Source organism: Vagococcus entomophilus (assembly GCF_003987595.1).
GTDB classification, from domain to species: Bacteria; Bacillota; Bacilli; order Lactobacillales; family Vagococcaceae; genus Vagococcus_E; species Vagococcus_E entomophilus.
Genome location: NZ_NGJZ01000001.1, coordinates 478,903 through 494,182, shown reverse-complemented (window position 1 = coordinate 494,182; position 15,280 = coordinate 478,903). Strand labels below are relative to the sequence as shown.

Below are 15,280 nucleotides of genomic sequence, written 5' to 3'. Positions count from 1 at the left end.
TAAAATTTTAGTTTTTTGTAAATAAAACAAAAAAACTGTTATTCCCTTACCAACCAACAATTTAAAACTTTTCTTCAATTTTACGCCACTTTTTTTAATTAAATCAAAAATAAAATAAAGCTAATAAAAGTATACAGTAAATATTTGATTTTTTCTATTTTGTCTACTAAAGTATACAAAAACAACACTGCTGCTTCAGTAATGTGCGAAATATGTATCGGAACGTCTTGGGCACAAAAAGATTACGACTATTTTAGATGCCTATACTCATTTATTAAAAAATAAAAGAAGTTAAGACCACTAGCATGTTCTAGAATATTTTAGAACGTTTCTAATTTTATTTTTTTGTGGTAATTTTTTTTCACGAGCACTTATTCTCTTGATATAAATAACTACCACTTATCTATAAAATGCTATTATAACAACTTATTAATAGAAAAAAACCATCACTGCCGTCGCAGTGATGGAAATGAAGGTTGTTGTTTACTCTTGGTAGGAGTAAGTATGAAAAACCAATTCGGGATAATTGGTATATACACATAATACAACTACTTAATAAAAATTACCTGTTTTTTTTATATGAGTTCATTAATAATACAATTAAAATATTCACATTGTTGTTTCGTCCAGTAAATTCACCGCTTGTTTTGCTGATAGCAGCACAAGCCATACTTCACAGACCTTTTTCCCTTTAGACTCTTCTAGTGCTTTTTGATATAAATTCAGTTGGCCTTTGTATTTTTTTATCATGTTTGCTAATTCTGTTTGATCATTCGGATTCTGAATGTAATCTGTTTTAAAATCATACAAAACGTACCCTTTGTCCGTCAAAAAATACCCGTCAATAATCCCATGGACCAAAATCGAGTCCCTTACATCCTTTGGATAGTTTGAAAAAATTTCATTTGCTTGTAGTAGCATTGAGAATGGTTGCTCTCTTTGAACTGTTGCTTCATTTTCAATTAAGGCCTGTCCAAGCTGACTCGCAAAAAAATATTCAATTGCTTCAAGATCAATCTTGTCTGCTATTTCTGGTACAATCGCTTTTTCTTGCACAAGTTGTGCCAACAAATTCTTAATCTCTAGCAGTAAAGGTTTTTTCTTCAACGAGATCCGTTGCATAATGAGATGGGTTGCCGTCCCTATTTCTGCGTAGCTTACTTTACTAGAAGTATTCAAAAATGCTGGTTTCCCTAATTCATTTTGTACAAAACGATAAGAACGATCGCTAGATATTTTTTCCGAACGAATTTCCAGGTTATGCAACTCTGACTGATCTGGATCTTCGAATACTCTTTTCAACTCAGAAACAGACTGATAACTAGTCGTATGTGTCGCCACTTGATTGACGTATTGATAGTCTAACAAAGAGTAAGCTTCTTTAAGTTCTCGTTCGATCTCGATAGACTGAAGCTGGTTTTTCTTTACCTCGCCAAGTACACTGCTACTTGTTTGCTTTTCCATGAAATCTTTGGATTGATAAAAGTTGATTTGGAAATGAGCAGGATGCTCAAGAATAACTGGAACATTGGCAGTTTCCCACTCGTCTTGTTTGGCATCTGGATGTCTAATCAATGTCATCCCAACCCACTTCAGCAGATGCTGACTAGATAGTCTACTAGCTTCACTGAGAACTACTTCTTCCTCATCTGCGACACTACTCCATTCTTTCCAAGCCGTTTCTTGGTCCTTATAGGATCCTACCAGAAAGAGTTTTTCCTCACTTCTTGTCAAGGCAACATATAATTTGCGCATTTCCTCTGACAACAATCGTTTCTTTTTGACCTCTTTTATCGCAATCATTGGTAAAGTCGTAAAAGATTTTCTTGTTTTGGGCTCCATGTAGTGAATTCCCGCTCCAAGCTGTTCATCAAATAGATACCTACGGCGAATATCAGAAAGATTAAACCTTCTTGTCATATCCAGAACAAACACAACAGGAAATTCTAATCCTTTACTTGCATGAATCGTCATCACCCGAACAGCATCCTCTTCGCCAGAAAGATTCGGCTCAGCTAAGTCTTTGTCCTTTTCTTGCATTTTTTCAATAAATCTTACAAACTGGAATAGCCCCTTGTAGCTTGTTTCCTCGTAGTTTTTTGCACGCTCATATAAGGCATGAAGATTGGCTTGACGTTGAAGCCCAGAAGGCAACCCGCCAACGTAGTCTAAAAACCCTGTTTCTTCATAGATTGTCCAAATCAACGTCATTAGTTCGCGATTTCTAGCGAGCGTCCGCCATCTTTGCAATTGAGAGAGGAACTGCTCAACTTTTTGTCTTAAGCCAATGATGTCTTTTTTCAGATTAGTTTGTTGATGATAAGCAAGTAAGGCCTCATAGAAAGAATTCGCCTTATCTTGCACCCTAATGATTGCCAGCTCATTCTCACCAAGCCCGACAATAGGTGAGCGTAAAACAGAAACCAGTGGAATATCTTGATAGGGATTATCAATGATGCTCAGTAAAGCCATCATAATTCGAATTTCTGTTGCCTGAAAATAGTTTTGCGTATCGTTCACTTTTAACGGAATTCCAAATTGCTGTAAAACGTCTAACAAGACAAGATTATTTTTCTTTGTCGGTGTCAAAAGCACAATATCTTCATAGCGAATCGGCCGGTTTTTTTTCTCTTTTTTATCATATACAGGAAACTTCGACTCTATGAGTTCGCTGATTTTTTGTCCCACCATCATCAATTCGCCCTCAGTTCGATCATCAATCACAAACTGTTCATCCATCTCCTCAATTTCCTCTGTTGCATCATTTCCACTCTCATAGATTAAGAGCTCCGTTTGATGACAGGAATCTTCTGGAAATTCTTGATACCCTAAAACGAGTTGAGCATCCGCATCGTATTCCATTTGGCCTAATGGACTATTCATCAATTGCATAAAAACTAAGTTAGTAAAATCAAGTACTTCTTTACGTGACCGGAAATTTTCTGCAAGGATAATACGGCGACCATCTTTTTCTTTTTCATAAGCCACATATTTTTCTAGGAAAAGAGTTGGATCTGCGAGACGAAACGAATAAATAGATTGTTTGATATCTCCCACCATGAATAAATTTCCTTGATTCTCTGTCGGTTTTCTTAGCCAGAAAAGAATACTTTCTTGAAGTCTATTAATATCTTGATATTCATCAATCAGCACTTCTGCAAATTTTTCACGGTAATGATTAGAAGCCTCGTTTGCTTGCCATTCCTTAGTTTCTTGATCAAAATGAGCTAATATCTCTAAGGTATAATGCTCGAGATCATTGAAGTCTAAAACGCCCTTTTCTCTTTTTCTAGCTCGGTATTCTTGATCAAATTGTTGAACAACTTCACTCATTTTCTGAACGAGTTCGGCCGAGCGACTCATCAAATCAATCATTATTTGAGGAGAAAGAGCAAATAGTCCTTTTCTCATCTCCGTTAACAAGTGTTTATTTTCATCTCTTTTTTGCTTAATTGTTTGAGCTACCTCTTTTATTGCTTCTTCTGCACTTCTCTTCGCACCAGCAAAACGGACAAACTCCATTGCTTGCAAATAATGGTAGCTATCCTCAAGTTGATCCTTTTCCATCATCTCTGACAATTGTCTGACATACTGTGCTTCGTTAAGAACAATCTGCGCGGTTTTTTGTAATTCTTCTTCCCCCTCAACTAAACGCTCCATCTCATTGACATTTTTTTTAGCGAGGTTTAGTTTCATTAAAATATCAGGTTTTAGCACTTTTTGATAGAGGGATGATTCTTCAATACCATTTTCGACTTGGTAAGTTTCTTTAAGCGATTGCAACCAAGCAGTCGGATTGGGATTTGCTCGAGCAAACTCGTACAAAGAAAGGACTAGCTGAGTAAACCCTTCATCGCTTCGATCATTGGAAAAATTTTCCGTCAGCTGATAAAAAAGTTCGTCTTCTTCTCCGTATAACTTTTCTCGCAACTCTCCCCAGACGTCTTCTTTTAATAAGAGCATCTCCGTTTCATCTGTTAATAAACGAAATACTGGATCTAAATGAATGAAGTAATAATATCGTCTAATCACTTGTAAACAAAACGCATGCAAGGTACTAATCGTTGCAGTGGGTAAGAGCGTAAGCTGATGAACATAGCGTTTTTTTACTGCAAGATCCTTTTCTTTTTGGATGGCTTCTTTTAACGAACGTTCGATCCGTGCTTTCATTTCCTTTGCTGCCGCTTCTGTATAGGTCACAATCAACAATTCGTCAATATTTACGCCCGCTTTCACTTTTTCAATCACACGCTCTACAAGAACCGTTGTTTTACCCGAACCAGCAGAAGCTGAAACCAAAATATTAGTTCCCGTGTCATAGATTGCTTGCCACTGTCCATCTGTAAAATTACTTTTCTCTGGTTTTAATGGAATCATTTTTCTTCGCCTCCCTCTTCGGTGCTCTCGTCTAGTATTCGCTTCAAAACGTCCTCTTTCTTTAACTTATCTAAGCGGTGGTACGTATTTTCAGCTAACATTGGATCAAAGGTACATACACTTTTGAATGGACAAAAACTACAAGCAATTCGTTGTTTATCCCGATAAGCTGGGTTTAGCAATAGCTCGCCTTCGTATATTTTTTCGCCTGCTTTTTTAAAATTCTTTTGATTATGCGCCAGTAATGCACTCATTTGCCCCTCATCAACAAATTGATTCGACTTTATTTCCCCTTTGGCAGTTTCATTAAAGGGATAAACCAGTGATTTTGTTTTCGGCTCAACAGTTGGATCTAGTTTTCGAACCAGTGCTTCATCTTTCAAAAGTAGACCTTGGTAGCCAAATTCTTGTAACATTTTTTCCATATATTTTTCATCAGAAATTTCGCCATCAATAACTGGATTTTTGACATGCAGATAAAATGCGCCAGCTGGTTTCACTGCTTGCCCCACCAGTTTTACTGCTTGACTAAGTGCAATGTCTAAATAAGTAATCATTTGCATCGCCACACCATAGTAGGCATCGCGAAAATCAAACTTATGTGCACTTGATTTGTAATCAATTACAGCTAGATAAATTGCTTCATCCGTTTTAATCTGATCAATCCGATCAATTTTCCCTCTGACTTTTAATTGTTTCCCACCCGTCAGGTCAAAACTCAAGCTGTCCAAACCACCTTGTTGCGTTGCAAACTGACCAAATAACACTTCTGTTTGCAGCGTAGTCATCCCGGTTCGTTGACTTTGTTTTTGCAAAGCCCAACTCACTCGTTGAATGGTTTTGCTTAATTGATACCGGATGTAATTCATTCGATTAGATGCATGCAATATGGCAAACTTTTGCTCGCCTAAGATTTCACTTAATACACCATCTGTCAGTCGTAAAAGCTCTTCGTGATTGATGGTCGCAAGTGAAATGCCCTCACGAATGAGCACTTTAAACAAATAATCTAATGCTTCGTGAAAAAACTCTCCCGTTGCAGCTGGTGATAATCCAAAAATTTCTCGTTCTTTTAATTTCAAGCCATAATTGACAAAATACTGATATTCACACTGATAAAAACTTTCAATTTTTGAAACAGAAGCATGGATGGTTTCGCCATAAAGGTCTGTCACAATATCCGAATTAAGCGTTTCGGGTGTATTTTTGTAGGACAAACTTGAAAAAATAGTTTGAAGCAGCGGTTCCTCTGCTTTTCCCTTCATCAAATACCGCTCCAACTGCTGCCAAAAAACTGACAAAGAAAGACCGTCTTCTTTTTCTTGACGTTTTAACTGGATAAGTTCACTCATCAATGCGCGTTTGGTACTGATAAATTCAGTAGATGTGGCCCTTCCATCTGCCATAAACGATTTCTCTTTAATCTCGACATGAAGCCCTTGAGCAATTCTAGCTAAATAAGCAGAGATACGGCTTTCTTTTGCCCAATCACAGTAAGTAGGATAGCTCATATATAATTTTTCTTGAGCAGAAGTAAACGCTAAATAGGCAATAAACGGTTCTCTTGCAATTGTTCTCGTAGTATCTACTTGCAAAAATTTCTCATCTGGCAAGGTACGATCAAACAAATCACGTTCTTCTTGTGATAACAAGGTTTTATTTTCAACTTTTTGAGGCAGCAACTGATCCGTTACACCTACGATAAATACCACTTTCTTTTTTTCGGCATGAACCAAATCTAGGGCAGAAACACTCACCTGATCAAGCGTTACAGGGACTTTTTTAAATTTTGCTCCTTCTAATCCCGCTTGCAAAATTTCTACAAATGTCTCTAGTTCAAATGGATCATCGCCCAACACCTGAACAAATTCATCAAATAAAGTCATCAATGTTTTCCAAGCTTGTTCATGGTTTCTAGCCATTTCTAAATTACCTAATGAAATCTCTTCATCTCTTAAAAAAAGCAACGTCTGGGCTGTCCCAGAATTCAGCAAAAATTGATATAAACATGTTATCGCCTCTCGTCCATCTGCCACTTTTTTTAATTGATCAAAAAGTGGCAACACATTTTTCCTAAGTAAATTCCGAATCTCATTTGAAACCTCTTGAATCTTAAGATTTCGCTCGACATCTGTCGTCTGCTCCTCAAAATCATAAAAGACATATTGCCAATCTTTTTCTTGTGTCCAGTAATATCCCTCGTAACCATACGCAAGCATCACATTTTCAGTTAAATCAACTTTTTCTCTTTGCTCTTGCCGCTTTTTCTGCCATTCAACTAAGGAAAGTTGACCCTCTATCCCCGGAAAAAACAATTCACTTCTAAGGAAACGCATCACATCTGGATAGCGAAAATTTCTTTGAACAAGTGCAAATAAAGCATTTAAATACTCAATTAAAGGGTGATGTTCCATTTTCACTTCAAAATTTAAATCTGCTGGAATTTCATGCGCTTTGAATACCGGCGTAAACACACTACGATAATGCTCTAAATCCCTCGTCAAAACAGCAATATCTCGGTAACGATACTTGCCACTAACCACTAATTTTCGAATTTCTCTGGCAACATGACTGACCTCTGCATACGGGGATTCTGCACGCCAAATTTGAAGCATATCGTTTGTTGCTACGTGATGAGCTTGATTATTTCCGCTTAACTCTTGCGATTGTTGCCAATAAGCATCTAATTGTTTGATATCTTGTGCCACTTGCGCCTCTTGAAGCGTTAATTTGGTATCGTTATAGACGGGCACACCAAGAGCTCTCGCCTTATGGTACAAACGATAATAAAGCAATTTGGAATCATAAAAAAGAGCTGTTTTTTCAGGCTCTGAATCTATGCTCCCTTGATTCAGCACAAGTCCAACTTTCACTTCACCTGCTTTTTCTATTAAAGTCTGAATCAATACCTCCTCTGTTGCTGTAAAGCTCGAGAAGCCTGATAAAATAAAAAGAATATGCCCAATATTTTGCTCTTGCAGATAGGTAGCTAGACTTAAAATAAGCTGTTTTGAGCCCACAGACTCTAGCACCATTTTTTCAAGATAAGCCGCATAAATGCATTCAAAATCTTGCAATTTTAATTGAAAGTCCACTGATTTTGGTGAGTGATCCAGTTGCGCTACTACAGCTTCCAAGTCAGAAACGCCAATGTTCCCACTTTGCCATTCATCAAATAACTCTGCCAATTTTTCGATGAAACCTCTTTTTTTGATTTCTCCTCTAAAAACGGTCAATCTCGCTTCGTTTTCTTGTAGTATTTTCCGAATCACCATATAGTTTCCCGCTTCACTGAGCGGATTTTTAGGATACATAGCTGTATGTTGCAAGTAGTACCACGCAAGCCTAGAGAAACTAAACACTTGTAAGTTGGTTGCTGTAAAACTACTTGATTCTGGGTCATTTTTTTCTTTTAATTGTTTTAAAACATTGATCTCCGTTTCAAACTTAACATGATTGGGTACAAGGTAAAAAACCTCATGCCGCGTATCTTTATTTAACCATTCTTGCGCTTTTTGGACTAACGCTTTTTCGTGATTACACGAAGCAGGTCCAATGATAAATTCTAGTCCCACTATTTGAACACCTCACTCACTTTTTCTTTTATAGTTTAACATAGGACGAACTAAAAAAGAAAAATCCTCTCTCTTTCATTTAGAGAAAAGATTTCACGTTCTTTCTTATTTTTAAAGCAGGTGTCTTCTGACCGTACAGAGCTCCGATTCATACTTTGTCCCAGAAATGGTTGAAATCATTACTTTAGACCCTGGAGTATGGGAATGAATCATTTGGTCCTCACCTAGATAAAGTCCCACATGATGGACGACTCCTTTTCCTTCATCATAAGCAAAATAAAGAACATCTCCCGGATGAGCCTCTAAGTATGTAACTTCTTGTCCTTCTAGGGACTGATCATCTGCATCCCGACTCAATACACAGCCAAAGGTTTTGAACAAAGTGTAAATAAAGCCTGAACAATCAAATCCTGAATGTGTCACTCCCGACCAAACATAGCGTAAATCCAGATAAGATTTGGCTAACTCAATTAGTCTTTTTTTTGCCTCTTTTTGGTTCTTGTTATAAAACTGAGCTACCTCTTTAGCAACTTTTCCTCGACCATTTGGCGTTTGCACATAGAAAAAATCTCCTTCTTCTTGAATGAATGGCAGAACCGTTCCTAGCGAAACTTTGATTACCTGTGGACTACTTTCCACCAAAATTTCTGCCTCTTGTTGAAAAACAACAATCTTTTGCTCCCCTTCCAAGATTTCACCTGGATACACATCGATATCTTCCTTAAAAATCCAGCCTTCATATCCGTTTTTAAACGCATGATTCCTTTGTGAAGGCACGGCAACCTGATAGTAAGTATCCGTTTCATCCAGAACTTCAACTTCTGTACCATAGCATAACTCTGAGTCTACTAGCCGTTCTTGATACAGCTTCAGACAAGCATCATCAGATAACGTATAAAATGTATACGCACGTCGTTTTTGAGCTCTTAACATTTCCTTTAGAGGATGGTCATTTGGTGACTTCCACAAAAAGGTTGAGGGTTTATTCAGCCAATAATTCATCTTTACTCACGTTTCCTTTCTTGATATACAGTCCACTACTTGCATGAAAGACTAGCTTTCCGACTTCTTGCATCCACTCAATCGCTTTAGCTTCTTCTATCAATTGATTGGTAAAGGTTGCTACATAAATTTCTTTTGCTTGATATCTAAAAAGAGCAATGTCATGGCGAACATCTGGATCCTCTCCGGTCTTATTTAGCATCGTCAAATGTTTTATTTCTCTTTCATCCAAAGCACCAGGAAGATAGCTCCGCAATTGTTGCTTTAAAAATGGCCGCTCAATCTGCTCTTTATAAGCAGGATATCGCTTTCCTAGTGCTATTATCTCGCTTAAAACGCCGACCCCTCCGTAAGCAGACAATTCATTCGCTACGTTTGCTTCGTAGTCCATCAGATATCTTTTGAGTAAAACTTCGTTGCCCCAGTGCTTTTTTTTAGCCCAAGCTTTTATCGTAGTCAAACCAACATATCGAATGAGTTGGTTGGTCGCTTCGTTATCTGAAACAGCAATCATATACTGAAGCAATTCTTGAATCGTAAACACTGATTTTTCTTTTAAAAGATGCACCACACCTGACCCAGTTATCCGAACGTGATCAATTGGTATGCGTATGTTTAAAGTGGGATCAATGTTTCCTTTGACAACTTGTTCCATGTAATATAAATAAATAGGTAGCTTTATTTCACTTGCTGACCATCTCAATTCGTGCTCGCACAGACCGAATGCTGCTCCGTCGGATGTCTGGATGTAGTAACTAGGTTTGAAAAATGCTGTATATTTTTTTGTGAGTTCAAACATTGCTCTTTCTAAATCCACTGTTTTTCCCTCCTAAACTTCTCAGGCTATTTACGAAAAGACAAGAATCGCACTCTAGCGTATTCTCGTCTTTTTTCTACTTCATTTTAAAGGAAGATCTAAGTGAATTAAATCCTCGAGCGTTTCACGCTGAATAACCAACTGAGCTGCCCCCTCTTCAACAAACACAACTGCAGGACGAGGATTACGATTGTAGTTACTAGACATAGAATAACCATATGCCCCTGTTGTCTGCAAAGCAATAAGATCCCCGTAATGCAATTTTGGAAGCTGAATACTATGGATTAACATATCTCCTGACTCACAATACTTTCCTGTAATGGCCACTTCTTCTAGCTCTTGTCTGTCTCTCATCCGATTGGCAACTTTTGCTTGATACTTAGCATCATATAAAGCTGTACGAATATTATCGCCCATTCCCCCATCAACCGAAACATATTTACGAATTGACGGAATCTCTTTTACTGCTCCAACTGAATACAAAGTCGTCCCTGCCTCAGCCACAATTGATCGTCCAGGTTCGATCCATACTTCCGGAAGAGGATACAGATGCTCTTGGCAACTCTTTTTAACAATCTGAGCAATTTGGCGCACATATTCTGCGGCTTCAAGCGGCTCATCTTCTTCTGTATAGTGGACACCAAAGCCACCACCTAAATTTAAAACTTCAGCAGTAAACTGATAGTGATGTTCCCACTCTACCATTAGGTCAATCATTTTCTCAGTCGCCGCATGAAACCCCTCTGTATTAAAAATTTGGGAGCCGATATGACAGTGTAACCCTTTTAAACAAAAATGCGGATTGTCTAAAACCAATTTAAGCGCCCGTTCTGCTTGACCACTTTTAACATCAAAACCAAATTTTGAGTCCTCCTGTCCAGTCATGATAAACTCATGTGTATGCGCATCAATTCCTGGCGCCAATCTGAGTAAGACATTTTGTGTTGTTTGCGTTTGTGACAGTATTTCTGAAAGTAAGGCAATCTCGGTAAAATTATCTACAATAATTGTACCCACTTTTTCGTTCACAGCCATTTCTAACTCAAAAAAAGTTTTATTGTTTCCATGAAACGCAATCTTTTCTGGAGCCATACCTGCTTTTAGCGCAGTATGCAACTCTCCCGCAGAGACAACGTCACAACTTAAGCCTTCTTGTTCAATCAATTGATAGATTGCTAAACAAGTGAATGCTTTACTCGCATATGCTACTTTATGTTTCATACCTAATTGCTCAAAAGCTTCTTTAAAACCACGAGCCATTTTTCTAATCAATGCCACGTCATAAACAAAAAGAGGCGTACCGAATTTTTCGGATAATGTCACCGTATCGCACCCACCGATGCAGAGGTGACCTTTTTCGTTTATAGCCGATGTTCCTGATAGCCATTCTTTCATCTTGCCAACATCCTTTTATAATAGTTTAGAAAATCATAGCATATTTAGAAAAAAAATAACAGCCAAAGCTGTTATTTTTGTATGATTTTTGTATAATTATTCGTTTTCTTTTTTTTCAATTTTATCCCAAGTTTTCTTAATTACTTTTTGCTCTTCCTCATTCCAAAATTTCCCTAGAACCGTTTGTGTGGGCATAATATTTACAAAAGCATTTTGATCAATTTCATAAATTGCCTGTTCTAAATCGTACACTTCGTACCTCGTGATCACGATCAAAATCATTTCACCTTGAACCTTGGACCTTGCTCCTTTTGCTGGTATCAAAGTCATGCCGCGGACTAATCTTTTTTGAATAGAACTCATGACAGATTGTGGTTCCTGAGTAATAATCATTGCCGTAATTTTTTGGTTACTCGTATGTATCATGTCTGTAACTTGAGTCATACAATAAATTGAAATAATCGTATAAAGCGCACTTTCCCAGTTAAACAAAAGACCTGCCAAAAAGATTACGACTAAATTAATCGTAAATAACAGACTCCCGACAGTTCGACCCGTTGTTTTAGACAAAATGAGCGAAATAATATCGGTTCCACCTGTTGTAAACCCATATTTCAAAGAAAACCCAATCCCAATCCCAACAAGCACGCCACCAATGATAGCATTCATCAAAGGGTTAGTTGAAATAGAGTGTACGGGAATAATCAACGTAAACAATGTCACAGAAACTACATTGACAAAACTCAAAATTGTCGATGACTTCCCTATTTTTACCCATCCGAGAATTGCAATCGGTACGTTTAAAATCAATATAAATATCCCGGTACTGATATGTATATTAAAAGTCGTTTCCAAAATGCTGGATAATAATTGCGATACTCCGTTCATTCCAGCAGAAAAAACTTTTGCTGGGGTTAAAAACATATTCAAAGCAATGGCTGAAGTGATCCCTGTCATCAAAATCACAAGTGCTTTCTTCAACTTCTCACTTTTTCTGTAGGCTTCCATTTTGCTCATTCTCATTCTCCTTAAAAATTTATCGCGGAACCAAGACTAAGAATAGCAAGAACTGACCCATTTGAAAAGCTTTTTTACTTAATTTTCTTTCGACTTTTTTTTTTTCGTGATAGTATAAGTATAAAGTCAATATTCCGTAGAAAAATGAAGAAATATTTGATTGATTTTTAAATGCTACTATTTAGAGGTGTCTTTTATGATTAATGCAGATGAGTTACTAGAAAAAATGAACCCCAACCAAAAAATCAACTATGATCGGTTACTACAAAAAATGATTCAAACCTGGCAAACGCAAACTATTCGCCCTAAGATTTTATTGCATAGTTGCTGTGCCCCTTGTAGTACTTATACTTTAGAATACCTCAATCAATTTGCTGATATTACGATTTATTTTGCGAATTCCAATATTCATCCAAGAAGTGAGTATTTGAGACGCGAGCAAGTCCAAAAAGACTTTATCAGAGATTTTAATGCTAAAAATAATACCAATATTCAGTTTCTGAGTGCCCCATATGAGCCAAATCAGTTTGTAAAAATGGTCCAAGAAAAGCATTTAGTTGACGAACCTGAAGGGGGAAAAAGGTGTAGTGCTTGTTTTCAAATGCGTCTAGATTTGGTTGCCAAAAAAGCCCAAGAGTTGGCCTTTGATTATTTCGGTAGCGCGTTAACACTCTCTCCCAAAAAGAATAGTCAAGTGATTAACTCCATCGGTATTGAAATCCAAAAAATATTTTCAGTCAATTATTTGCCTAGTGATTTTAAAAAGAACAATGGCTACAAACGCTCCGTAGAATTATGCAAGGAATACAATGTATATCGTCAGTGCTACTGTGGTTGTCTCTTTGCAGCTCAAAAACAAGGGATTTCACTTAAAGACGTGAATAAAGAAGCTACAGCCTTTTTAAATTCCTCGCACCAGTAACTACCAACTTGAAAGTCAAATAAAAAGAGACAAGAAAGAGTGTTAGAACTGATGCGATAATAAGATACGACTAAAAAGAGCACCTCTAATTTAGTAACATAAGTTTGGAGGTGCTTGATCATGGTCACACATAATTATTCTCATAGAGAATGAAAGAGTCCCAATACCAATAAAAGAAGAGCTTTAGCCAATTTCCCCAGCGAAATGTTTCATGCTTACTACGCTCTGACCTCTGATACCGAAAAAAATAATCCATTCAATTGGTAGAACAGTCGATAGTATCAAAAATCAGCTCTCTTTTGGAAACAATCAAAGAATTTTAGAACATTTAATCCCCTTACCATTAACTACTGGATTAAAGAGAGTAAAGCTATAAAGTGAACTACTCTTTTGGTTTGGATCACAAAATGGTTGTACTTTCCTTCAACTTGCTTTCTTTTTTTGTTGCAAATTTCCGCTTTTAATGTTAACCTTTAATTCTAAAAAAGTTAACAAAGAGGTGCTTTATGCGAAACACAAAGATAAAACAACAAATTATTAACGCTGAATGTGCTATACTCATCGCAATTCTAGCACAATTTACTATTCCCTTGGGACCAGTACCTTTAACTGGTCAAACTTTTGCAATTGGGCTCATTGCAACTTTACTTTCACCGCTAAATAGTACTGTCACAGTTTTTATTTACCTATTACTGGGAACAATTGGCTTACCAGTTTTTGCTGGTGCTCACGCTGGTATTGGTGTCTTATTTGGCCCCACTGGTGGTTACTTACTAGCCTTTTTACTTCAAGCTTATGTAACAGGTAAAGTGATATCTAAAAGAAATACCAGCTATCCTAGAGTAATTGTGGCTAATTTATTAGGAGCTCTTATTTCCCTCGTACTTGGAACTGTTTGGCTAAAATTCCAACTAGATCTCACTTGGATTAAGGCATTTACAGTCGGTTTTACACCATTTGTTATTGGAGGAATTATTAAAGCGATTGCTGCCAGCATTTTAGGAATCATCTTAAATCAAAGACTTCCTAAACGTTTTTTAAGCCAAAGTTAGTCTTTAATTTAGGAAGTGTTATTTCCTTATTTCATAACAAAAGTCTTATTATTTTGGCTTGCCTTATCCCTAGTCTTTCGTTCTTTGGTCTGATATAATGGCTTCTATTGTGACAAATAGTTATGGGGGGAATTGAACATGATGGAAGAACGTTACCAAGAGCTAAAAGCAGCTGAAAAGGGAGCCATTGTAAGTATTGTAGCCTATATCTTTCTCTCTGTTTTCAAATTAGCAGTTGGATCTTGGGGCCACTCCGAGGCACTACAAGCAGATGGACTAAATAATCTAACAGATATCATTGCCTCTGTTGCGGTATTAATCGGGTTAAAATTGGCTAGACGCCCAGCCGATGATGATCATAAATACGGCCATTGGAAAGTAGAAACTGTTGCCAGTATGATGACTTCATTCATCATGCTAATGGTTGGTTTACAAGTACTTTTCTCGTCTATTCAAAGCATGCTTCATCATGAACTTTCAAAACCGGACCCCATTATTGCCTGTGTGGGTATTTTTTCAGCAATTGTCATGTATGGCGTTTATTTTTATAATAAAAAACTTTCCGCTAAAGTAAAAAGTAGTGCTTTACTTGCAGCTGCTAAAGACAATCGAAGCGATGCTTGGACAAGTATCGGAACGGCGTTAGCAATCGTTGCTTCAAGTTTTCATATGTACTGGCTTGATAATCTTGCTGCGATTGTAGTCGGATTACTGATTGTAAAAACCGCAATTGAAATTTTTAGAGATAGTGCCTTTTCTTTATCAGATGGTTTTTCCGAAGAGCAATTAGAGCTTTATACAGCAGACATTTTAACAATTGACGGCGTTCGGGATGTTCGAGCCATTCGTGGAAGAACCTATGGTGCCAATGTTTTTTTAGATGTCATTGTACTGATGGATTCTACACTGACAGTCAAACAAAGTCACGATATTACAGAAAAAATCGAAAAACTGCTAAGTGAAAAATACAAAGTTTTTGATACTGACGTACACGTTGAACCATTTTAAACAAATCGGTTTGATTAAAAATAGTTATTTAACTTTGGGATGTGAGGCAAAGTACGTTACTTTTGCCTCACATCCTTTTTACTATTTGTATTTATTGTATTATACTGGAATAACT

9 protein-coding genes are annotated in these 15,280 nt (G+C 37.1%); 3 read left to right on the top strand and 6 right to left on the bottom strand.

Annotated features, from left to right (window positions below):
* Positions 1 to 609 precede the first annotated feature (609 nt).
* From addA to CBF30_RS02210, 6 genes are all read right to left on the bottom strand, one after another.
* The gene (gene addA, locus CBF30_RS02235; protein ID WP_126822337.1) at positions 610 to 4,377 is read right to left on the bottom strand and encodes a helicase-exonuclease AddAB subunit AddA; all 3,768 of its coding nucleotides are present in this window, start codon (positions 4,375 to 4,377) and stop codon (positions 610 to 612) included.
* Entirely contained in the window at positions 4,374 to 7,952 is a 3,579-nt protein-coding gene (locus CBF30_RS02230) for a PD-(D/E)XK nuclease family protein (protein WP_126822335.1), read from the bottom strand. The genes addA and CBF30_RS02230 overlap by 4 nt, the downstream gene beginning before the upstream one ends.
* A 111-nt stretch (positions 7,953 to 8,063) precedes the next feature.
* A complete protein-coding gene (locus tag CBF30_RS02225; RefSeq protein WP_126822333.1) occupies positions 8,064 to 8,954 on the bottom strand; it encodes a C40 family peptidase in 891 nt (296 codons plus the stop codon).
* Positions 8,935 to 9,771 (bottom strand): serine hydrolase, encoded by an 837-nt coding sequence (locus CBF30_RS02220; RefSeq protein WP_126822331.1) that lies wholly within the window; start codon positions 9,769 to 9,771, stop codon positions 8,935 to 8,937. The genes CBF30_RS02225 and CBF30_RS02220 overlap by 20 nt, the downstream gene beginning before the upstream one ends.
* A gap of 81 nt (positions 9,772 to 9,852) precedes the next feature.
* Positions 9,853 to 11,166, bottom strand: coding sequence for a diaminopimelate decarboxylase (gene lysA / locus CBF30_RS02215; protein WP_126822329.1), 1,314 nt, complete (start codon positions 11,164 to 11,166; stop codon positions 9,853 to 9,855).
* Positions 11,167 to 11,262: 96 nt separating this feature from the next.
* Positions 11,263 to 12,183, bottom strand: a complete 921-nt coding sequence (locus CBF30_RS02210; protein ID WP_126822327.1) for a YitT family protein — start codon at positions 12,181 to 12,183, stop codon at positions 11,263 to 11,265.
* A 196-nt stretch (positions 12,184 to 12,379) separates the two neighbouring features.
* Between CBF30_RS02210 and CBF30_RS02205 the strand changes: the two genes are divergently transcribed.
* From CBF30_RS02205 to CBF30_RS02195, 3 genes are all read left to right on the top strand, one after another.
* On the top strand, positions 12,380 to 13,105 hold the full coding sequence (locus CBF30_RS02205) for an epoxyqueuosine reductase QueH (protein WP_126822325.1): 726 nt from the start codon (positions 12,380 to 12,382) through the stop codon (positions 13,103 to 13,105).
* Between the two features lie 506 nt (positions 13,106 to 13,611).
* Positions 13,612 to 14,157: a biotin transporter BioY gene (locus CBF30_RS02200; RefSeq protein ID WP_126822323.1), complete on the top strand. Its 546-nt coding sequence runs from the start codon at positions 13,612 to 13,614 to the stop codon at positions 14,155 to 14,157.
* 138 nt (positions 14,158 to 14,295) lie between these two features.
* Positions 14,296 to 15,165 (top strand): cation diffusion facilitator family transporter, encoded by an 870-nt coding sequence (locus CBF30_RS02195; protein ID WP_126822321.1) that lies wholly within the window; start codon positions 14,296 to 14,298, stop codon positions 15,163 to 15,165.
* Positions 15,166 to 15,280: the final 115 nt, after the last annotated feature.

Coding starts and splice junctions, on each gene's coding strand:
- CBF30_RS02200 (WP_126822323.1), top strand. CDS start 13,612: ATGCGAAACACAAAGATAAAACAACAAATTATTAACGCTGAATGTGCT.
- addA (WP_126822337.1), bottom strand. CDS start 4,377: ATGATTCCATTAAAACCAGAGAAAAGTAATTTTACAGATGGACAGTGG.
- CBF30_RS02205 (WP_126822325.1), top strand. CDS start 12,380: ATGATTAATGCAGATGAGTTACTAGAAAAAATGAACCCCAACCAAAAA.
- CBF30_RS02225 (WP_126822333.1), bottom strand. CDS start 8,954: ATGAATTATTGGCTGAATAAACCCTCAACCTTTTTGTGGAAGTCACCA.
- CBF30_RS02210 (WP_126822327.1), bottom strand. CDS start 12,183: ATGAGCAAAATGGAAGCCTACAGAAAAAGTGAGAAGTTGAAGAAAGCA.
- CBF30_RS02195 (WP_126822321.1), top strand. CDS start 14,296: ATGATGGAAGAACGTTACCAAGAGCTAAAAGCAGCTGAAAAGGGAGCC.
- lysA (WP_126822329.1), bottom strand. CDS start 11,166: ATGAAAGAATGGCTATCAGGAACATCGGCTATAAACGAAAAAGGTCAC.